This is a genomic window from Rhizobium indicum (genome assembly GCF_005862305.2).
GTDB classification, from domain to species: domain Bacteria; phylum Pseudomonadota; class Alphaproteobacteria; order Rhizobiales; family Rhizobiaceae; genus Rhizobium; species Rhizobium indicum.
The window spans coordinates 2,096,257-2,115,651 of record NZ_CP054021.1 but is presented as its reverse complement, the minus strand read 5'-3'; the positions used below and the strand labels follow the sequence as shown (position 1 = coordinate 2,115,651).

Here is a 19,395-nt window from a genome sequence, read left to right as displayed (position 1 = left end):
GGCTATGGGCCTGGGGACGTAACGAATGAGCACATCCATCATACTTTTGTGCCTTGTGGTGATCGGAGTCGCCGCCTATCTGGTCGCGCGCAACCGCGCCACGGCGCTTGCCGGAGGCCGGTCCTCCGCATTGCATTCACGGCCGGCCTATTACGGCGCCTATGCGGCGATCTGGGCAATTCTTCCCGCCCTCATCGTGCTTGGCCTCTGGCTCTCCGTCAGCCCCGGCATCATCCAGTCCTCGGTTCGCGGCGCTTTTCCCGACGATATCAAGGCTCAAGCCTCGGTCGAGCAGGATCTCGGCTATTCGACGGTGGCGACGGTTGCCCGCGGCCTGACGATGCTGACCTCGGACGAAACTGCCGCGGTCGGCAACGATCCGGCTGCCCTGCAGGCCAAGCTCCTCGAAAAGGGCGTGCCGCTTGCCAGCCAGCCGCTGCCTTACATGCTCGATGCCGCCAAAAAGCTCAACGCCATGAGCATGACGAGCCGCATCGCCATGACGGCGATCGTCTTCGCTCTCGCCGTTGCTGGCGCCTTCTACGCACTGCGCTCCATCGCGCCGCGCTTCCGCGCCCGCAACCGGGTCGAGCGCGTCATGCTCTGGGGCCTGCTGCTTGCCTCCTCGATCGCTATTCTGACGACGATCGGCATCGTCTTCTCCATGCTGTCGGAAGCCGCCCGCTTCTTCGCGGCCGTTCCCGCCATGGACTTCTTCTTCGGCACCGTCTGGGATCCGCGCTTTGCCGGCGCCGGCAGCTCGTCCTTCGGTCAGTTCGGCCTGATCCCGCTGCTGCTCGGCACGATCTATATCGGCCTGGTCGCCATGCTGGTCGCCGTGCCGGTCGGCCTCTTCGCCGCCATCTACATGGCCGAATACGCCTCGCCGAAGGTGCGTGGGGTCGCCAAGCCGCTCCTCGAAGTGCTCGCCGGTATTCCGACGATCGTCTACGGGTTCTTCGCGCTCGTCACCGTCGGCCCGTTCCTGCGCGACTTTTCCGCCCAGGTCAGCGGCCTCCTCTCCGGCAACTACAGCAACTTCATCCAGGCGCAGAGCGTTCTGACGGCCGGCATCGTCATGGGCATCATGCTGATCCCCTACGTGTCCTCGCTGTCGGACGATATCATCACCGCCGTGCCGGGGTCACTGCGTGACGGTTCGCTCGGTCTTGGCGCCACACGCTCCGAAACCATCAAGAAAGTGGTCTTGCCCGCAGCCCTTCCCGGCATCGTCGGCGCATTGCTGATGACCGCCTCGCGCGCCATCGGCGAAACCATGATCGTCGTGCTGGCCGCCGGTGTGGCTGCCCGCATCCAGATCAACCCCTTCGAGCCGATGACGACGGTGACCGTCAAGATCGTCAACCAGCTGACCGGCGACCTTGAGTTCACCTCGCCGCAGACGCTGGTTGCTTTTGCCCTCGGCATCACCCTCTTCTGCATCACGCTTTGCCTCAATATCTATGCGCTCTACATCGTGCGCAAATACCGGGAGCAGTACGAATGACGGATATTGTTTCTCCCACATCAGGCGTCACCGTTTCCAAGGCGCCAGCGCGCCGCGATATCGGTATCAAGCGCCGCTACGCCGCCGAGCGCCGGTTCCAGGCCTATGGCATTGCCGCCATCACCTTCGGTCTCGTCTTCCTCTTTATCCTGCTGTGGACGGTGATCGGCAAGGGCTACACCGCCTTCCAGCAGACGGCGGTCACCCTGCCGATCGAATTCTCCGAGAAGACGATCGACCCGAACAACAAGCGTGCGACCGACCCTTCGGTGTTGATCGCCGCCAACTACCCGGTTCTCTTGCGCGACGCGATCGTCAAGCAGCTGAACGTCAATGCCTCGAGCCGTCCCGACGTGCGCGATGCATCCGCCATGCTCTCCAAGGGTGCGCCGATCCAGCTGCGCGATATGGTGATGGCCGATCCGTCGATCATCGGCAAGACGGTCAATGTCACGGTGCTTGCCGACGCCAATGTCGACAGCGCCAACAAGGGCCAGATCGACCTCTCGGTCGATGAGAAGAACCGCAAGGTCAACGACAAGCAGGTCGGCTGGATGAACGAACTGAAGGCGAGCGGCGCTCTCCACAAGCAGTTCAACACCGGCCTCTTCGTCAACGGCAATTCCAGCCGTCCGGAAGCCGCAGGCCTGGGCGTCGCCCTGATCGGCTCGCTCTACCTGATGCTGATCGTGCTCGTGCTTGCCCTGCCGATCGGCGTCGCCGCCTCGATCTATCTCGAGGAGTTCGCGCCGAAGAACAAGCTGACGGACCTGATCGAGGTCAACATCAACAACCTCGCCGCGGTTCCTTCGATCGTCTACGGCCTGCTCGGTCTTTCCGTCTTCATCAACTTCATCGGCCTGCCGCGCTCGGCCTCGCTGGTCGGCGGCCTGGTGCTGACGCTGATGACCCTGCCGACGATCATCATCGCGACGCGTGCGGCACTGCGCGCCGTGCCGCCGTCGATCCGCGCCGCAGCGCTCGGCCTCGGCGCTTCGAAGATGCAGATGGTGTTCCACCATGTGCTGCCGCTCGCCATGCCCGGCATCCTGACCGGCACGATCATCGGCCTGGCGCACGCGCTCGGCGAAACCGCGCCGCTGCTCCTGATCGGCATGGTCGCCTTCGTCGCCAACACGCCGACGACACCGCTCGATCCCTCGACGGCTCTGCCCGTACAGGTCTATATGTGGGCCAACGAGGCAGAACGTGCCTTCGTTGAGCGTACTTCGGGTGCCATCATTGTCCTGCTCCTGTTCCTGATCGTCATGAACATGGGCGCCATCCTCTTGCGTCGTCGCTTCGAGCGCCGCTGGTAAACGGAGTTACACATCATGAACATGTTGACGGAAGCTGCAGTTGAAAAGGCGCTGGATCACAAGATGAGCAACGTCCCGTATAAGATGATCGGAAAGGATGTCTCGGTTTACTACGGCGAGAAGCGCGCGCTTTTCGATGTGAACCTGAACGTCCGCGAAAACACCGTAACCGCCCTGATCGGCCCGTCCGGCTGCGGCAAGTCGACCTTCCTGCGGTGCCTCAACCGCATGAACGACACGATCGACGGCTGCCGCGTCACCGGCAAGATCACCCTCGACACCGACGATGTCTATGATCCCGATATCGACGTCGTCGAACTTCGCGCCCGCGTCGGCATGGTCTTCCAGAAGCCGAACCCGTTCCCGAAGACGATCTACGAAAACGTCTCCTACGGCCCGCGCATCCATGGCCTTGCCAAGTCGAAGGCCGACCTCGATCAGATCGTCGAGACCAGCCTGCAGCGCGCCGGTCTCTGGAACGAGGTCAAGGACCGCGTGCATGAATCTGGCACCGGCCTGTCCGGCGGCCAGCAGCAGCGCCTTTGCATTGCGCGTGCCGTCGCCGTCAGCCCGGAAGTCATCCTGATGGACGAGCCCTGCTCGGCGCTCGACCCGATCGCCACCGCCAAGGTCGAGGAGCTGATCCACGAGCTGCGCGAGAACTATACGATCGTCATCGTTACCCACTCCATGCAGCAGGCCGCGCGTGTCTCGCAGCGCACCGCCATGTTCCACCTCGGCAACCTCGTCGAGGAGAACGACACCGACAAGATGTTCACCAATCCCGACGATCCGCGCACCCAGGACTACATCATGGGTCGCTTCGGTTGATTTTGGCGACACCAAGCCTTCCCGTTATTCGAGGATAAAGCCCCATGGCATCGACACATATTTTTTCTGCCTACGATGATGATCTGAAGTTCCTGTCCAGGCGGATTTCCGAAATGGGCGGCCTGGCCGAGCAGATGGTCGGCGAATCCGTGCGCGCCCTCGTCAACGGCGATACGGCGCTGGCGCAGAAGGTCATCTCGGACGATGTGATCCTCGATCACGCCGAACGCGAAATCGGCGACAAGGCGATCGTCACGATCGCCCGCCGTCAGCCGATGGCCTCGGACCTGCGTGAAATCATGGGTTCGATCCGCATCGCCGCCGATCTCGAACGCGTCGGCGACCTCGGCAAGAACACCGCCAAGCGCGTCATCGCCGTCCAAAGCACCGGCGTTCCCCGCAAGCTTGCCCGCGGCCTCGAGCATCTGTCCGAGCTGGCGCTCGTCCAGCTCAAGGAAGTGCTCGATGTCTACACCAATCGTTCAGCCGACAAGGCGAATGCGATCCGTGAACGCGACAACGAGATCGACGCGATGTACACCTCGCTGTTCCGCGAACTCCTGACCTACATGATGGAAGATCCGCGCAACATCACCAGCTGCACGCATCTTCTCTTCTGCGCCAAGAACATCGAGCGCATCGGCGACCATGCCACCAACATCGCCGAGACGATCTTTTACATGGCGACAGGCGCGCAGCCGGAAGGTGATCGTCCGAAGGATGACAGCGCCAACACCGTCGGCGCGGTCACCGAATAACCGCCCGCACAGTCAATTGCGTGCGCGCCCGTCCGGGCGCGCAAAGAGGTCGCAGCCAATTTTTGAATTTGCGCAGGATGCACTGCTTAAATCACCCTGGTTTAAGGATCATGCGCGAGGAGACCGACACGCATGATCCCGAGAGTTGCAGTTGTTGAAGACGAGGAAGCCCTCAGCGTGCTTCTTCGCTACAATCTCGAAGCGGAAGGCTTCGAGGTCGATACCATCCTTCGTGGCGACGAAGCCGAAATGCGGCTCCAGGAGCGCACGCCCGATCTTCTCATCCTCGATTGGATGCTGCCGGGTGTCTCCGGCATCGAGCTCTGCCGGCGCCTGCGCATGCGGCCGGAGACCGAGCGCCTGCCAATCATCATGCTGACGGCGCGCGGCGAAGAGAGCGAGCGCGTCCGCGGGCTGTCGACGGGCGCCGACGATTATGTCGTCAAGCCCTTCTCGACCCCCGAGCTCGTTGCCCGCGTCAAGGCGATGCTACGTCGCGCCCGCCCCGAGGTGCTGTCGACGGTGCTGAAGTGCGGCGATATCGAGCTCGACCGCGAGACCCATCGCGTCCATCGCAAGACCCGCGAAGTCCGCCTTGGCCCCACCGAATTCCGCCTCCTGGAATTCCTGATGTCGTCGCCGGGCCGGGTCTTCTCCCGCTCGCAGCTTCTCGACGGCGTCTGGGGCCACGATATCTATGTCGACGAGCGCACCGTCGACGTCCATGTCGGCCGCCTGCGCAAGGCGCTGAATTTCTCCAACATGCAGGACGTCATCCGCACCGTCCGCGGCGCCGGTTATTCGATGGAAGCCTGAGGGCTTCCATCTGAGCCTGCTGACAAAGCCGCTCGCGCGAATGTCCTAACCTGCCAGGGTTAAGCCACTCGTCTCGCCCCGTCCCCGTAAAAGGGGCAAGGGACGTGCCCTGCGAAAGGGTTGGTGGGGACGGAGAGGGTTGCGGCACAATCTCTTCTCCCCTCGGGGAGAAGGTGCCGGCAGGCGGATGAGGGGGCCACACGGCACACTCTTTCCGTGATAACCTATCCCACATGCCGAATGGCTGCGCCCTGACCACGATCGAAACGACGCCAACGCGGTCGAAACCCGCATGGCGTTGTAAGAAAGACCGGCTTCCCTGGCCCCCTCATCCGCCCTACGGGCACCTTCTCCCCGAGGGGAGAAGAGGGAATCGAGATGTTGCGGCATGTCACTTCGCCCCTTGAGAACCGAAGGAAAGGTCGAGACCCATGGCTCGACCCTGGTAGGTGGCGGCAGCCGGATGAGGGCAAGTCGGCGTTCTCAACGAACTGAACACCCAAGCGCTCCCATCCGCGCATAAAAAAACGGGCCAATCGGCCCGTTTTCTGCATTCTAGCAATGGTCAGCCCGCTCAGCTGGCCCGCGCTGCCGCCCGGCGGCGTTCGTTGACCGGCTGGTAGGCAAGCTTCTGGTGATAGCTGCAATAGGGCGAATTGTCGGGGGACTCGCAGCCGCAGAAATGGAAGTCGTCCTTCAGCGGATCGCCGACCGGCCACTTGCAGGTGCGCTCGGTCAGTTCCGTCAGGCCGAGGCGGCGCGAAATCGGCACCACCACATTGCCTCTTGGCACGTATTCCATTTCCTCGATCGTTTCGATCTCGATCTCGATCTCTTCCTTCAGCATCGTCGCGCCCTGCTGGCGGGTAACGGTGCGGGTGGTGATGCGAGAGGCGAAGTTCGGCGCGCGCGGCGCCGATGTATTGCGCTTCGGCGTTCGCGCCGCGGTGTTGGTGCCGCCGGCCTTGGCACGGCCGGGAAGGCACAGCCGGTGCACTTTGCCGATGACCGCGTTTCTGCTGACCCCGCCAAGCTGCGCAGCGATCTGGCTGGCGCTCAGTCCTTCGGCCCAAAGTTTCTTGAGTTTCTCGACCCGCTCGTCTGTCCAGTTCATGCCCTGTCTCCACCTTTTGCGTTGGTGATGGCAGAATCCCTCACCGTTGTCCCGGGAGCTCCGAAACAAGAAACGCTTGATCAATTTTGGTGACTAGTTCCGCCGCATGCAGTCTAGTAATTGATCTTTAACCTAGTGTGAGCCTGACTCCGTGACAAGAGTCGCATGAATCCGGATGAATCGAATTCGTAGTTTTCCCCAACTTGCTGCCCCTGCGTGTCATTTCTGCAATAATGCCTGTTGAAGACTGAAAATGCCGCTGTACACCTGTGCTGCATACGCTAAGGGCGCCGTTTTGTTGACATTGCAGCGCGAAAAGGAAATAGTGCCACTCGCCGCCGCAAGGCGGCATTTTTGATTTTTCGGGCCTGGTTTCCTTAGCCGGAGTCATTGCCCGGCAACTTTGATGGAGATCGCGCCATGGCTGAAGCCGCGCCGCTTTATGACACCTATTCTCGTGCCCCGCTGCGGTTCGAGCGAGGCGAGGGCGTATGGCTGATCACCGAAACTGGCGAGCGATATCTCGATTTCGGCGCCGGCGTCGCCGTCACCTCCGTCGGCCACAGCAATCCGCATGTGGTCGGCGCGCTGAAGGAGCAGGCCGACAAGGTCTGGCACCTGTCGAACATCTACGAGATCCCCGGACAGGAGCGTCTGGCAAAACGCCTGACGGACGCCACCTTCGCCGACAAGGTGTTCTTCACCAACTCGGGTGCCGAGGCGCTCGAATGCGCGATCAAGACGGCGCGTCGCTATCAGTTTTCCAAGGGCCATCCCGAGCGCTTCCATATCATCACCTTCGAAGGCGCCTTCCACGGACGGACGCTGGCGACGATCGCCGCCGGCGGCCAGGAGAAATATCTCGAAGGCTTCGGCCCCAAGGCGCCGGGTTTCGATCAGGTGGCTTTCGGCGATATCGAAGCGGTCCGCGCCGCGATTACCGATGCCACGGCTGGCATCCTCATCGAGCCGGTGCAGGGCGAGGGCGGCGTTCGCCCCGCCACGCCTGAGTTCATGAAGGCGCTTCGCCAGCTCTGCGACGACAACGGCCTGCTGTTGATCCTCGACGAGGTCCAGACCGGCGTCGGCCGCACCGGCAAGCTCTTCGCCCATGAATGGTCGGGCATCACACCCGATATCATGGCTGTCGCCAAGGGCATCGGCGGCGGTTTCCCGCTCGGCGCCTGCCTCGCAACGGCCGAGGCCGCCTCCGGCATGAAGGCCGGCACCCATGGCTCGACCTATGGCGGCAATCCGCTTGCCATGGCCGTCGGCAGCGCCGTGCTCGACATCATCCTTGCCGATGGCTTCCTCCAGCAGGTGCGCGACGTCGCACTTGTCTTCCGCCAGGGCCTAGCCTCGCTGAAGGATCGTTATCCCGATGTGATCGAGGATATCAGGGGCGAGGGGCTGTTGCTCGGCATCAAGGCTGCCGTTCCCTCAGCCGAGCTGCTGCAGGCAATCCGCGCCGCCCATCTGCTCGGCGTGCCTGCCGGCGATAATGTCATCCGCCTTCTTCCGCCGCTCGTCGTCACCGCCGAGGAAGCCCGCGAGGGTCTTGCCCGCGTCGAACGCGCCGCCGAGAGCATTCGCGCCTCCAAGGTCAAGAAGACGGCTTGAAGAGATTGCCGCCTTCGGGCGCAGCACAGGTAAGAAGACGATATGAGCCCTAAACATTTCCTCGATCTTTCGGCGGTCACATCAGCCGATCTCAGAACCATCATGAACGATGCGCTCACCCGCAAGCAGGCCTTCAAGGCAGGTCTGGGCGACAAGCCGCTCGCCGGCAAGATGCTGGCGATGATCTTCGAAAAGCCCTCGACGCGCACCCGCGTCTCCTTCGACGTCGGCATGCGCCAGCTCGGCGGCGAAACGCTGTTCCTGTCCGGCACCGAGATGCAGCTCGGTCGCGCCGAGACGATCGGCGACACCGCCAAGGTGCTGTCGCGTTATGTCGATGCGATCATGATCCGCACCACCGAGCATTCCAGGCTGGTCGAGCTGGCCCAGCATGCGACCGTGCCTGTGATCAATGCGCTGACGGATGACACCCATCCCTGCCAGATCATGGCCGATATCATGACCTTCGAAGAGCATCGCGGCCCGATCAAGGGCAAGACCATCGCCTGGACCGGCGACGGCAACAATGTGCTGCATTCGCTGGTCGAGGGTGCCGCGCGCTTCGGCTATCGCATGAACATGGCCGTGCCTCTTGGCTCGGAGCCCAAGGATCACTATCTGAACTGGGCCCGCAATGAGGGCGCCGAAATCATGCTCTGCCATGATGCCGACCGTGCGGTCGCCGGCGTCGATTGCGTGGTGACCGATACCTGGGTCTCCATGAATCAGGAACATCGGGCCCGGGGTCACAATGTCTTCCAGCCTTATCAGGTCAACGCGGCCTTGATGGCCAAAGCCGGCAATGATGCATTGTTCATGCATTGCCTGCCCGCTCATCGCGGTGAGGAAGTGACGGACGAAGTGATCGACGGTCCGCAATCCGTGGTCTTCGATGAGGCGGAAAACCGTCTTCATGCGCAGAAGTCGATTCTTGCTTGGTGCCTGGGCGCGATCTGAACCATAATCGGACGTCGCGAGAGACAGACTCGCGACCGCGTGAGCGAAGGGCACGCTGGCCCATCGCTCTGAAACTAGGAGTGAAAAGCCATGGCAGAAGCTGCAGCCGCCCTCGGCCAGTTTGATTTCGCCGGCGATGACCATGTCGTCCCCTTCCAGGTGGAGGGGCTGGATGTGCGCGGCCGCGCCGTCCAGCTCGGCCCGATGCTCGATGCGATCCTCGAGCGTCATCATTATCCCGCACCCGTTGCCCGGCTGCTTGCCGAAGTCGTCGTGCTGACGGTGCTGCTCGGCACCTCGCTGAAGTTCGACGGCAAGTTCACGGTGCAGACCAAGGGCGATGGCCCGGTCGATCTTCTCGTCGCCGATTTCTCGACGCCGGAAAATGTCCGCGCCTATGCCCGTTTCGATCAGGCGCTGCTCAACAAGGCGATCGAGTCGGGTGAAACCGAGCCGGAGCAACTGCTCGGCAAGGGCGTGCTCGCCTTCACCATCGACCAGGGCAAGTTCAGCCAGCCTTACCAGGGCATCGTTCCGCTCGACGGCACCACGCTGGAAGAAATTGCCGGCGTCTATTTCCGCCAGTCGGAGCAGATCCCGACGCGCGTGCGCCTCGCCGCGGCCGAACTCTTCGACCGTGACGATACGGGCAAGCCACGCCATCGCTGGCGGGCCGGCGGCCTCGTCGCCCAGTTCCTGCCGGAAGCGCCGGAGCGCATGCGCCAGCCGGATCTCCACGGCGGCGACGGCGATACCGGCAGCCGCCCGCATGGCGAGGACGATGCCTGGCTCGAAGCGCGTTCGCTGGTCGAGACCATCGACGCCGATGAACTGACCGATCCGCTTGTCGGCACCGAGCGGCTGCTGTTCCGCCTGTTCCACGAGCGCGGCGTTCGCGTCTACGAACCGCGCGCCGTCTTCGACCGCTGCAGCTGCTCGCGCGACAAGATTAAAGGCGTGCTGAAGGGTTTTTCGGCCGAAGAGATCGAGGCCAGCCAGGAAAACGGCGAAATCGCCGTCACCTGCGAATTCTGCTCGACCACCTATCGCTTTGAGCCGGCCGAGCTTCAGCCGGCGGAATAGGCTCAGTTCGCATGGACGGCTGCCCCTCACCCTAACCCTCTCCCCGTAAACGGGGCGAGGGGACGTGCCTTGCGAGAGGTGGGCGAGGAACGGAGAGGTCGGCGGCATGTCCCTTTGCCCCGTTTACGGGTCCGAAGGATGGTGCCGGCAGGCGGAGGAGGGGCGGGCCACGGCAATCTCTTGAGCGGGCACGATCGATTTCGGCGTTACACGTCAGTTAAGCACGCGCAGCAGCCCAGGCGAATCCAGCGAGAAGGCGGGGATGTCGACATCGAACATCTCGCCGTCGTCCGTTTCCATCTGGTAATGGCCGAACATCAACCCTGAGGGCGTGTCGAGCGGGCAGCCGGAGGAATATTCGTAGGTGTCGCCGGGGCTGAGCCGCGGCTGCTCGCCGACGACGCCGGGGCCGGTCACCTCGTCCACCTGGCCGTTCTGGTCCGTGATGTTCCAGTAACGATTGACCAGCCGAACGGCTATGCCGGAATTGTTGCTGATGACAATCCGGTAACCCCAGACATAGCGATCGTCTTCCGGATCGGATTGCTCCTCCAGATAGAACGGCTCGACGACTACTTCGATCTCTCTTGTGAGGGCGCGATACATGCCTTGCACCTTAGTCAAGATATGTTACCCGTATCTTATAAGAGGCCCTGTCCGTCAAGAAACGGAACAATTATCATCGCTGAAATGGCTGTGATCCGCAGGGCTTTCGATCGTTAAGCCTAATTGTCAGTGTTAATTCCGTTTCGGAACGCCACGGCGGGCAAACTTGTTCCCCCGGTCTCACCTTGGTGAGATCCGGAACGGCCGAACCCCAAGCATGGCGCGCAAAAGTGTGCAGCGGTTTTGCGCGACATGCGTAAAAACAAAAACTAAAGCGCGAGGAGCGAATCTGAAAGATCGCGACGCGCTTTAATGAGATTCGGCCGAACCCTGGTGAGGTCCGGCCGTTTATCTGTCGATCAGGCCGAAACCTTGGCGAGCGCCCGAGCGAAATCCTCGATCAGGTCGTCGGTATCCTCGATGCCGGCCGAAAGGCGGACCGTGCCCGGAGAAATGCCGAGTTCGGCGCGCGCCTCTTCGGTCAGGTTCTTGTGCGTCGTCGTTGCCGGATGGGTGATCAGGCTCTTGCTGTCGCCGAGATTGTTGGAGATCTTGATGATCTGGAGCGCGTTCTGTAGCGCGAAGGCCGCATCCTTGCCGCCCTTCAGCTCGAAGGCGACCAGCGTCGAGCCGCCGGTCATCTGCTTGGCGATGATATCGGCCTGCGGATGGTCCTTGCGGCCGGGATAGATCACCTTGGCGACCTTGCCTTGCTCGGCCAGGAAATCGGCGATCTTTGCCGCATTCTCGGTCTGCTGGCGCACGCGCAGCGGCAGCGTCTCGATGCCCTTCAACAGCGTCCAGGCATTGAAAGGCGACATCGCCGGGCCGGTATGGCGGAAGTAGTCGTGCAGGTTCTCGTCGATCCATTCCTTGTCGGAAAGCACGACGCCGCCGAGGCAGCGGCCCTGGCCGTCAATATGCTTGGTGGCGGAATAGACGACGATATGAGCGCCGAGCTCCAGGGGCTTCTGGAAGAGCGGTGTGGCGAAGACGTTGTCGACGACGACCTTGGCGCCGATCTGGTTGGCGAGCTTGGCGACGCCGGCGATATCGATCACTTCGAGCGTCGGGTTGGTCGGGCTTTCCAGGAAGAACACCTTGGTCTTCGAAGTGATCGCCTTTTCCCAGTTCGCCAGATCCCGGCCGTCGATCAGCGTGCAGTCGATGCCGTATTTCGGCGCCAGCGTCTCGACGACCCAGCGGCAGGAGCCGAAGAGAGCGCGCGCAGCGACGATATGATCGCCTGATTTCAGCTGGCAGAGGATCGCCGCGGTTACGGCGGCCATGCCGGAAGCGGTGGCGCGCGCGTCTTCGGCGCCTTCGAGCATGCACATGCGCTTTTCGAACATGTCGTTGGTGGGGCTGCCGTAGCGGGCGTAGATGAAGCCCTCCGTCTCGCCCTTGAAGCGGGCTTCGGCCGCCTCCGACGTCTCGTAGACGAAGCCTTGGGTGAGATAGATTGCCTCGGACGTCTCGCCATATTGCGAACGCAGCGTGCCACCGTGGACGAGTTGGGTTGCGGGGCGCCAGGTCTTGCTCATGCCATCACCTTCACATAACAAAAAAACCGGTCGCAAAAGCAGACCGGTTTCAACCCGGTCTTTTTAGCCACTTGTTTAACGTGGCTGCAAGCCGACCGGCCAAATCACCACGGGATAATTCTGCAATACTGCTGTTAGCTGCTTGCGTCAATTCCCCGAGTTTGGTTTTGTCGGCGGCAAATGATGGATGAGGCATGATGGCTCGCGAAACGGGAATTCTGGCGGATCGCGCGATCTCCGCGCTGTTCGAAACGGGGCGTCTGCTCTCCGAGCGGGAGCTGGACCGCGACCAGATCCAGCCGGCAAGCCTCGATCTGCGCTTGGGCGGCAAGGCTTTTCGCGTGCGCGCCAGCTTCATGCCAGGCCCCTCGCATCTGGTGTCCGACAAGCTCGACCGGCTGAGCCTGCACGTGATCGACCTCTCCGAAGGGGCGGTGCTCGAAACCGGCTGCGTCTACATCGTGCCGCTGATGGAGAGCTTAGCGCTGCCGGCCGACATGTCGGCCTCGGCCAACCCGAAGAGCTCGACCGGGCGCCTCGATATCTTCACCCGCGTCATCACCGATTACGCCCAGGAATTCGACAAGATCCCGGCAGGCTATTCCGGCCCGCTCTATCTCGAAATCAGCCCGCGCACCTTCCCGATCGTCGTGCGCCGCGGCTCACGCCTGTCGCAGATCCGTTTCCGCGTCGGCCAGGCCCTGCTCGGCGAGCCGGAACTTTTGAAGCTGCACGAGAGCGAGACGCTGGTCGCCAGCAAGTTGCCCAACGTTTCCGGCGGCGGCATCGCCCTGTCGATCGACCTCGCCGGAGACAAGGACGGCCTGATCGGTTATCGCGGAAAACATCACACCGCCGTCGTCGACGTCGACAAGAAGGCCGAGCATGACCTCTTCGATTTCTGGGAACCGCTCCACAGCCGCGGCCGCAACGAGCTGATCCTCGATCCCGACGAATTCTATATCCTCGTCTCGCGCGAGGCGGTGCACGTGCCGCCGGATTATGCAGCCGAGATGACGCCGTTCGATCCGCTGGTCGGCGAATTCCGTGTCCATTATGCCGGCTTCTTCGATCCGGGCTTCGGCCATGCGCCTGCCGGCGGACGCGGCAGCCGCGCGGTGCTCGAAGTGCGCAGCCACGAAGTGCCCTTCATTCTCGAAGACGGCCAGATCGTCGGCCGCCTTGTCTACGAGCATATGCAGGAAAAGCCGGCCAGCCTCTACGGCTCCGGCCTCGGCTCCAACTACCAGGCCCAGGGCCTGAAACTGTCGAAGCACTTCCGCATCTGAAGCGTTGCACCCGGCGCGACTTGACAGCGGCCCCCATCTGTTGGAAATCTCGCTTCGTCGCGGGTGTAGCTCAATGGTAGAGCAGCAGCTTCCCAAGCTGAATACGAGGGTTCGATTCCCTTCACCCGCTCCACTCACCCTCAGCCCGTTCGCCGCCTTTTGAAGGCGCTTCGCAATCTTTTATGAAAAGGGTTGCGCGCAGGCATCGGCTCCTACAAGGATACAGATGGCGCCTCGGCCGCGCGCAACCCCTAGCTTCGCCTTTATTTGGTCTTACTGACGCTCGTCTCAATTCCCCCCAATTGAGACCTCACGTAGTCGCCGTGGCGAAGCTTTGCGAATTCGTCGGTGGCTTGTGCCGGTGCGCTCTTGAAAACGTACCATTCACCGTCCGGTTCGCGTTTCTGATAAATCAGGCCACCCTTCTTGCGGTGGCTGAAGCAGGTGATCGCCGTCGCCGTTCCGGTCTTGGCGTGCCAGTCGGCGTTGAAGCAGAGTTTACCCGACTCCGTGATGAACCAGCGGCCCGTGCCGAAGGACGGCGAGCCATTTTCCCGCGACCAGGCGGTAAAGCGACGCGCCTTTGCGGAGAAGTAGCCGGCGCCGGCTTTCCACATCCAGGAATTCTGGTTGTAGAGCCGATAGATTTCCGCGCTGCTCATCGGCTTTGCGGTCTCGATCCCCGCAGGCTCATTGGTTCCGGCAGCGGACGCGGCCGTGGCGATACCGCTGGTCAGGGCCACGGCCAGGAACATTTTTTGAAGCATGGACATGTTCAGGTTCCTTGTTGTTCAATTGATGCTTTCGCGGACGACCCGCCAGTCGGGGCGGCCATAGCCGTCCGGCCACGGATAGACTTCACGGTCGTTGAAGTAGATAACGGCGCTGAGGGCCGGGAACTGGGGATAGCGTTTCGTTACGCTCTCAGCCCAGTTTCGCACGAAGGAATCGCCGCCTTCGTAGCCGAGTTCGGCAACCATGATGGGCTTGCCGTAACCAGCGACACGGGCGTATCCGGGCGCAAGGTGCTCGGCAAACGTCTGGTCACGGCCAGTCTTGTCCCTGTCGTATTGCTCCAGGCCAAAGACCGAGAGCCCGATAAGATCGACGACATCGTTGCCGGGATAAAAGGCTTGAAGCCCCTCATTGCCCTTCGGTGACCACATGTATTTGGCCGTCTTCAGGTGGACCTTGCAGACCTCCACCATCCGGCGATAGGCCTTGGCATAATCGTCGCCCTGCCAATGCGACCAGGAGAACTGGCTGTCGGTTTCGTCCATTTCCTGTCCCCAGCGAATGATGACCGGACTTTTCAGCTTGGCAGCAGTCGAGCAGACGGCGGCCATGTTCGCATCGCGCGAACCGTTGAGGATGCTGTGCAGCAGTTCCTGCGAGGTTTGGCGCGAACCGGTCGACCAGGTCCAGGGCTCGACCGAGATCAGCAGGGTGCGGCCACGCGCTTGCGCATAATCGTCGGCGAGGACGAGCGTGCGCAGATCGACATCTTCCCAGGGCAGGAAGAGGTGTTCGATCTTCGAATCGGGCGAGGCGCCTAAATCTCCGTGCGGATCATAGGCGCCGAACGTGATCGACTCCTTCGTGACGACCGGCATTTTGGTCGGCGGCGCAATGGACGATATCGTCATTGCAAGCGGCTGCCCTTCGGCAGAACTGCCCAGAGCGGTAGGCAGGACCGCGACTCCCGACAGCAACAGGCCGGTTAACGACAACAGGGCTATTTTGGATGGGCTATGCATTGTGTATTTCCTCCACGCTCGGCCGCACATCCGGGTGAGCGGCATCCGTTCTCAGTTGGATCTCCTCCGGATCGGAAATCCATCGTGGTTTGAAGAAGATCGTGCGCAGGGCGGTCCCGCCCCGGCCTGCACCGGAGGCGGCGTAGCGCTCTTCGAACAGCTGAAGGCGGCCGCTGCCCCAGGCGAGTGCCTCGGTCGCATCCTTTCCGCGCATGATGGTTGCAGCGCCCGGCAACGCGACAAGCGCAAGAAGCACGGTCGCCATCGCCGGACGGTAGAAACGCGGGGCCGCCGCAACCGTATTTTCCTTCGAATGGCGCCCGACGATGACCAACAGCAGCGCGCAGTAGATTGCGGCGTTCAGGATGGTAAAGAAGTAGCCACCCTTGGAGGCGCCGGCATCGCCGATTGCCAGGGCAGGCAATACCGCCATGAGCGCCAGCAAAGCGTAGGGCGCAAGGACACGCACCGGCAGCAGATCGACTTCGGACCGGCCTTTCGGCGTGACGCGGAAATCGACGAAGGAGCCTGTCACAAAATCGTGCACCGCAGCCAGCGTGCCGGCGAGCGCCCAGGGCCAGCGCGCGAAGAGAAAGAGCATGCATTCCCAGCTCAGGATCTTGGCGTCGTAGGGGCGGAACGAGCTGCTGGCGCGCCAGCGATAAGCCATCACCACGAGAGCGATAGAAAGCGGTGCGAAATGCGCCAGGAAATCGGGGTAGGTCACCGTCACGAAGTTCTGGCCGCGCACGAGCGCGATGATCGGCAATGCAAACATGAGCAACATAAAGAACGCAAAAAGCGGATACCAGAGTTGCGAAAAGAGGAACTGGAACTTGAGCCGGGGCGGCAGCCGGCCGAGGAGGCTGGGCGAGTACCGCAACAGCACCATGACCAGGCTGCGCGACCACTGGAATTCCTGCGTCACGAGATCGCTGAAGGTTCTGGGGCCGTCACCATGGGCGATGGCATCCAGCGCATGCACACCCCGCCAGCCGCCGGCATTCATCATCAATGTCGTCGAATGGTCTTCAGCCAACTCCGGACCGAGGCCGCCGATCTGTTTGAGGGCGACGGTACGTACCGCGTAATGCGACCCTATGCACATCGGCGCCAGGCCGCCATTGTAACCGGCTTGGAGCGAGCCATGCATGCTGGCCTCGGCATAGAGCCTTCCACGTGCCGACCAGCTTTCGGAAGCGTTCTTGTCGCAAATGCTGGGGGCGGAGACATAGCCGACCTTTGGATCGGCGAACGGACGCAGCATATGGAAGAGATAGTCGGGCGCGGGAACATGATCCGCATCGAGTTGCGCCACGAAATCGTAGCGGCTGTAGCCGTAGTGGTCGTAGAAGAAGGCGAGGTTGCCTTCCTTGCACCGCGTGCGTCGGGGCCACGACGTCCGATGATAATCGGATCGCCCCTTGCGGGTCGAGACGAGGACCCCGTGCCCGGAGCACCAGTCGAGAGTCTCGGGGGAAGGGTCTTCGTCGGCAAGCCAGGTGTCGTGTTCCACCTCCTGGGCAAGCATTGCCAGCAGGGTCTCACGGACGACCGAGAAGGGTTCGGCCGGCGCCTTGGTCACGACCATGGCCACTCGACTGCCCGCCGGCAGGCGCAAGGGACCGTTCGGTCTTGCCGCCCGATAGAAGACGACGATGAAATAGGCCGGCAGAGCGGTAACCCAGGCAAGAACGAGGCTCACCGTAATCGTGCCGAAAGCATCGACGTGATGGCGCGGCTCCAGCCACCAGATCCAGAAATAGGCGAAGGCGCAGGCCCATACGGCCGCCAAGAACAGATATTCGGCCCGCCGATGTCCGGTCAGAACCGGGACAAGAAGCGGCTCGTGGGAGGGTCCCGGAGCATGCATCGCTTGGGTAATCGCAAGTTCGGTCACGCGCGCGCCTCCAGTCCGAAGAACGGAGCCGCCGTCCGCACGATGGTTTCGAGGTCGGAATATCGAGGCTGGAAGCAGAGCGTCTCGCGGGCCAGGCTGGCGTCGGCGTAGAGGCTGGGCGGATCGCCCGGCCGGCGTGGATGGATGACGACCGGGACTTCGCACCCGGTCGTTTCCTGGATCACGCGCAGGACTTCCCTGATGGAAAAACCCCGCCCGGTGCCGAGGTTGACAGCGAGGTTTGCTCCGCCTTTGGCGAGATGGGTGAAGGCCTGAACATGGGCGCGCGCGAGATCTGCGACGTGAATATAGTCCCTTATGCAGGTGCCGTCAGGGGTATCGTAATCATCGCCGAATATCTCCAGATGCGAAATCCGGCCGGCCGCGGCCAGCAACGCCCGCGGAATGAGATGGGTTTCCGGAACGTGCCATTCGCCAAGCTCGCCGTCCGGATCGGCTCCACAGGCATTGAAGTAGCGCAGGGCAACATACCGCAGGCCGTAGGCCGCCGCATAGTCGGCGAGCATATGCTCGAAGATCAGCTTGGTCTTGCCGTAGGGATTGATCGGAGCCTTCGGCAACGTCTCATCGATCGGCAGCACGGAGGGGACGCCGTAGACGGCACAACTCGATGAGAAGATGACGTTTTGAAGCCCCGTCTGCCGGCAGGCATCGATAAGCGACAATGCACCGCAGACATTGTTATTGTAATATTTCGCTGGGTTTTCCACGGACTCGCCGACGTAGGCCGAGGCGGCAAAGTGGATGACGGCATCGGGAGCATATTTCTCGATGACCTCGATCAGGCATGACGAGTCGAGGACGTCACCTTCGACGAAAGGGCCCCAGCGCACGGACGAACGGTTTCCGGTCGTGAGATTGTCGTAGACGACAGGCTCAATCCCCTCCGAGCGGAGGAGCTTGGCGGTGTGGCTGCCGATATAGCCGGCACCGCCCGTGACAAGGACCCGGGGCGCAGCCATCAGACCGCCTCCAGTTCGCGTGCCGGACGGGTGAGAACGCCATCGAAATAGTCGATCGTCTGACGCAAGCCGCTCGACAAGTCGATCTTCGGCCGCCAGTCGAGTTCCTGCATGGCAAGCGAAATATCGGGGCGACGCTGACGGGGATCGTCAACCGGCAGAGCGCGATGGATGATTTGCGACCGGGAGCCGGTCAATCCGATCACCTGCTCGGCCAGCTCCCGGATCGTGAATTCGCCAGGATTGCCGAGATTGACCGGCCCCGTCAGCGACGACGGTGAGGCCATCATGCGGACCATGCCGCCGATGAGATCATCGACGAAACAGAACGAGCGGGTCTGGGAACCGTCGCCATATATCGTGATGTCTTGCCCCGTCAGGGCCTGAACGATGAAATTCGAGACGACGCGGCCGTCGTCCGGACGCATCCGCGGGCCGTAGGTGTTGAAGATGCGGATGATCTTGATCTCGACGCCGTGCGTGTTGTGGAAGTCGAAGAACAGCGTCTCGGCGCACCGCTTGCCCTCGTCGTAGCAGGAGCGTGGCCCGAACGAATTGACGTTGCCCCAGTAGCTTTCGACCTGCGGGTGGACGTTCGGGTCGCCGTAGACTTCGGAGGTGGATGCCTGAAGGATACGTGCGCCGGTGCGCGCGGCCAGCTCCAGAAGGTTGAGGGAGCCCAGCACGCAGGTCTTAGTCGTATGGATCGGATCGGCCTGATAATGCGGGGGCGATGCCGGGCAGGCGAGGTTATAGATCTCGTCGACTTCCAGATCGAGCGGGTGGACGATATCGTGGGCGATGACATTGAAGCGATCGACTCGCTTCAGATGGGTGATATTGCGCCGCATGCCGGTGGAAAAATTGTCGAGGCAGATCACCTGGTGTCCGGAGGCCAAAAGCGTCTCGCAGAGATGGGATCCGAGGAAACCTGCACCGCCGGTGACAAGAACTCTCTTGGGAGCGTGGTGTATTCCGGATGGACAATTTGCATCACGAGCCGAAGATTTTACAGAGCGCGCACGAATCCTGCCAAGATAGTTCACGACTACCTCCCGTGTTTTCAGAGTTTGCTATGGGATATTCGATATTTACTTTGACATATCGCGAAACCAAGTCGTTCGATCATGCGAATATTTTATTCGTCCGGTTTTTCTTTTGGAATGAACCGATGCTTATTTAGATACAGCTAAGAAAGGCAATTGTCGTTATCCTCGCGTCCTGGAAATTATCGCTCCGTACATTTCAGAGCGAAAAGGAATATGATAAACAACTTATGCAGGAGAATCTTCGGGCACTTCCGATTTTTCA

General features: G+C 61.7%; 17 protein-coding genes, 1 tRNA gene and 1 riboswitch. Of the genes, 10 read left to right on the top strand and 8 right to left on the bottom strand.

The genetic code is table 11. From position 1 onward, the window contains the following. Nucleotides 1–25: 25 nt before the first annotated feature. The 5 genes from pstC (at nucleotide 26) to phoB (ending at nucleotide 5,231) form a co-directional block, all read left to right on the top strand. A complete protein-coding gene (pstC, locus tag FFM53_RS10490; RefSeq protein WP_138388204.1) occupies nucleotides 26–1,507 on the top strand; it encodes a phosphate ABC transporter permease subunit PstC in 1,482 nt (493 codons plus the stop codon). Further along, nucleotides 1,504–2,826, top strand: coding sequence for a phosphate ABC transporter permease PstA (gene pstA / locus FFM53_RS10485; protein ID WP_138388202.1), 1,323 nt, complete (start codon nucleotides 1,504–1,506; stop codon nucleotides 2,824–2,826). Before pstC ends, pstA begins: the two co-directional genes overlap by 4 nt. Nucleotides 2,827–2,841: 15 nt before the next feature. Then, complete coding sequence (gene pstB, locus FFM53_RS10480) at nucleotides 2,842–3,657, top strand: phosphate ABC transporter ATP-binding protein PstB (RefSeq protein ID WP_003545178.1); 816 nt, start codon at nucleotides 2,842–2,844, stop codon at nucleotides 3,655–3,657. 44 nt (nucleotides 3,658–3,701) lie between these two features. After that, the gene (gene phoU, locus FFM53_RS10475; protein WP_003545180.1) at nucleotides 3,702–4,415 is read left to right on the top strand and encodes a phosphate signaling complex protein PhoU; all 714 of its coding nucleotides are present in this window, start codon (nucleotides 3,702–3,704) and stop codon (nucleotides 4,413–4,415) included. Between the two features lie 132 nt (nucleotides 4,416–4,547). Beyond that, the gene (gene phoB / locus FFM53_RS10470; protein WP_003545181.1) at nucleotides 4,548–5,231 is read left to right on the top strand and encodes a phosphate regulon transcriptional regulator PhoB; all 684 of its coding nucleotides are present in this window, start codon (nucleotides 4,548–4,550) and stop codon (nucleotides 5,229–5,231) included. Nucleotides 5,232–5,805: 574 nt separating this feature from the next. On the opposite strand, the gene FFM53_RS10465 is transcribed toward phoB, so the two are convergent. Beyond that, nucleotides 5,806–6,345 (bottom strand): GcrA family cell cycle regulator, encoded by a 540-nt coding sequence (locus FFM53_RS10465; RefSeq protein ID WP_138388200.1) that lies wholly within the window; start codon nucleotides 6,343–6,345, stop codon nucleotides 5,806–5,808. Between the two features lie 420 nt (nucleotides 6,346–6,765). On the opposite strand from FFM53_RS10465, the gene FFM53_RS10460 reads away from it, so the two are divergent. The 3 genes from FFM53_RS10460 (at nucleotide 6,766) to FFM53_RS10450 (ending at nucleotide 10,005) form a co-directional block, all read left to right on the top strand. Continuing rightward, nucleotides 6,766–7,965, top strand: coding sequence for an aspartate aminotransferase family protein (locus FFM53_RS10460; protein ID WP_138388198.1), 1,200 nt, complete (start codon nucleotides 6,766–6,768; stop codon nucleotides 7,963–7,965). A 42-nt stretch (nucleotides 7,966–8,007) separates the two neighbouring features. Next, the gene (gene argF, locus FFM53_RS10455; protein ID WP_138388196.1) at nucleotides 8,008–8,922 is read left to right on the top strand and encodes an ornithine carbamoyltransferase; all 915 of its coding nucleotides are present in this window, start codon (nucleotides 8,008–8,010) and stop codon (nucleotides 8,920–8,922) included. A gap of 90 nt (nucleotides 8,923–9,012) precedes the next feature. After that, entirely contained in the window at nucleotides 9,013–10,005 is a 993-nt protein-coding gene (locus FFM53_RS10450; protein WP_138388195.1) for an Hsp33 family molecular chaperone, read from the top strand. Between the two features lie 213 nt (nucleotides 10,006–10,218). Here the strand turns inward: FFM53_RS10450 and apaG are convergent, their stop codons facing one another. Further along, complete coding sequence (apaG, locus tag FFM53_RS10445; protein WP_003545191.1) at nucleotides 10,219–10,611, bottom strand: Co2+/Mg2+ efflux protein ApaG; 393 nt, start codon at nucleotides 10,609–10,611, stop codon at nucleotides 10,219–10,221. Between the two features lie 359 nt (nucleotides 10,612–10,970). Then, nucleotides 10,971–12,155: an O-succinylhomoserine sulfhydrylase gene (locus FFM53_RS10440; RefSeq protein ID WP_138388193.1), complete on the bottom strand. Its 1,185-nt coding sequence runs from the start codon at nucleotides 12,153–12,155 to the stop codon at nucleotides 10,971–10,973. 42 nt (nucleotides 12,156–12,197) lie between these two features. After that, a riboswitch (SAM riboswitch) is annotated at nucleotides 12,198–12,276 on the bottom strand. A gap of 73 nt (nucleotides 12,277–12,349) precedes the next feature. Here FFM53_RS10440 and FFM53_RS10435 point away from each other — a divergent pair. Together FFM53_RS10435 and FFM53_RS10430 are read left to right on the top strand one after the other, a co-directional pair. Continuing rightward, the gene (locus tag FFM53_RS10435; RefSeq protein ID WP_173883571.1) at nucleotides 12,350–13,444 is read left to right on the top strand and encodes a 2'-deoxycytidine 5'-triphosphate deaminase; all 1,095 of its coding nucleotides are present in this window, start codon (nucleotides 12,350–12,352) and stop codon (nucleotides 13,442–13,444) included. 59 nt (nucleotides 13,445–13,503) lie between these two features. Beyond that, nucleotides 13,504–13,577 (top strand) — tRNA-Gly (locus FFM53_RS10430). Between the two features lie 130 nt (nucleotides 13,578–13,707). Here the strand turns inward: FFM53_RS10430 and FFM53_RS10425 are convergent. The 5 genes from FFM53_RS10425 to FFM53_RS10405 are packed head-to-tail and all read right to left on the bottom strand — an operon-like array spanning nucleotide 13,708 to nucleotide 19,130. Beyond that, on the bottom strand, nucleotides 13,708–14,217 hold the full coding sequence (locus FFM53_RS10425) for a DUF995 domain-containing protein (RefSeq protein ID WP_138388189.1): 510 nt from the start codon (nucleotides 14,215–14,217) through the stop codon (nucleotides 13,708–13,710). 18 nt (nucleotides 14,218–14,235) lie between these two features. After that, nucleotides 14,236–15,174 (bottom strand): glycoside hydrolase family 26 protein, encoded by a 939-nt coding sequence (locus FFM53_RS10420; RefSeq protein ID WP_138388564.1) that lies wholly within the window; start codon nucleotides 15,172–15,174, stop codon nucleotides 14,236–14,238. A gap of 19 nt (nucleotides 15,175–15,193) precedes the next feature. Then, the gene (locus tag FFM53_RS10415) at nucleotides 15,194–17,101 is read right to left on the bottom strand and encodes a glycosyltransferase family 2 protein (RefSeq protein WP_138388188.1); all 1,908 of its coding nucleotides are present in this window, start codon (nucleotides 17,099–17,101) and stop codon (nucleotides 15,194–15,196) included. Continuing rightward, nucleotides 17,098–18,084 (bottom strand): UDP-glucose 4-epimerase GalE, encoded by a 987-nt coding sequence (gene galE / locus FFM53_RS10410; protein ID WP_138388187.1) that lies wholly within the window; start codon nucleotides 18,082–18,084, stop codon nucleotides 17,098–17,100. Before galE ends, FFM53_RS10415 begins: the two co-directional genes overlap by 4 nt. Beyond that, the gene (locus FFM53_RS10405) at nucleotides 18,084–19,130 is read right to left on the bottom strand and encodes a UDP-glucuronic acid decarboxylase family protein (RefSeq protein WP_138388186.1); all 1,047 of its coding nucleotides are present in this window, start codon (nucleotides 19,128–19,130) and stop codon (nucleotides 18,084–18,086) included. The genes galE and FFM53_RS10405 overlap by 1 nt, the downstream gene beginning before the upstream one ends. Nucleotides 19,131–19,395 lie beyond the last annotated feature (265 nt).

Bases quoted from the DNA above. Each gene is read 5' to 3' on its own strand.
- phoU (WP_003545180.1), top strand. From the start codon at position 3,702: ATGGCATCGACACATATTTTTTCTGCCTACGATGATGATCTGAAGTTC.
- argF (WP_138388196.1), top strand. From the start codon at position 8,008: ATGAGCCCTAAACATTTCCTCGATCTTTCGGCGGTCACATCAGCCGAT.
- FFM53_RS10465 (WP_138388200.1), bottom strand. From the start codon at position 6,345: ATGAACTGGACAGACGAGCGGGTCGAGAAACTCAAGAAACTTTGGGCC.
- FFM53_RS10450 (WP_138388195.1), top strand. From the start codon at position 9,013: ATGGCAGAAGCTGCAGCCGCCCTCGGCCAGTTTGATTTCGCCGGCGAT.
- FFM53_RS10425 (WP_138388189.1), bottom strand. From the start codon at position 14,217: ATGTCCATGCTTCAAAAAATGTTCCTGGCCGTGGCCCTGACCAGCGGT.
- pstB (WP_003545178.1), top strand. From the start codon at position 2,842: ATGAACATGTTGACGGAAGCTGCAGTTGAAAAGGCGCTGGATCACAAG.
- phoB (WP_003545181.1), top strand. From the start codon at position 4,548: ATGATCCCGAGAGTTGCAGTTGTTGAAGACGAGGAAGCCCTCAGCGTG.
- galE (WP_138388187.1), bottom strand. From the start codon at position 18,084: ATGGCTGCGCCCCGGGTCCTTGTCACGGGCGGTGCCGGCTATATCGGC.
- FFM53_RS10435 (WP_173883571.1), top strand. From the start codon at position 12,350: ATGATGGCTCGCGAAACGGGAATTCTGGCGGATCGCGCGATCTCCGCG.
- pstA (WP_138388202.1), top strand. From the start codon at position 1,504: ATGACGGATATTGTTTCTCCCACATCAGGCGTCACCGTTTCCAAGGCG.
- FFM53_RS10440 (WP_138388193.1), bottom strand. From the start codon at position 12,155: ATGAGCAAGACCTGGCGCCCCGCAACCCAACTCGTCCACGGTGGCACG.
- pstC (WP_138388204.1), top strand. From the start codon at position 26: ATGAGCACATCCATCATACTTTTGTGCCTTGTGGTGATCGGAGTCGCC.
- apaG (WP_003545191.1), bottom strand. From the start codon at position 10,611: ATGTATCGCGCCCTCACAAGAGAGATCGAAGTAGTCGTCGAGCCGTTC.
- FFM53_RS10460 (WP_138388198.1), top strand. From the start codon at position 6,766: ATGGCTGAAGCCGCGCCGCTTTATGACACCTATTCTCGTGCCCCGCTG.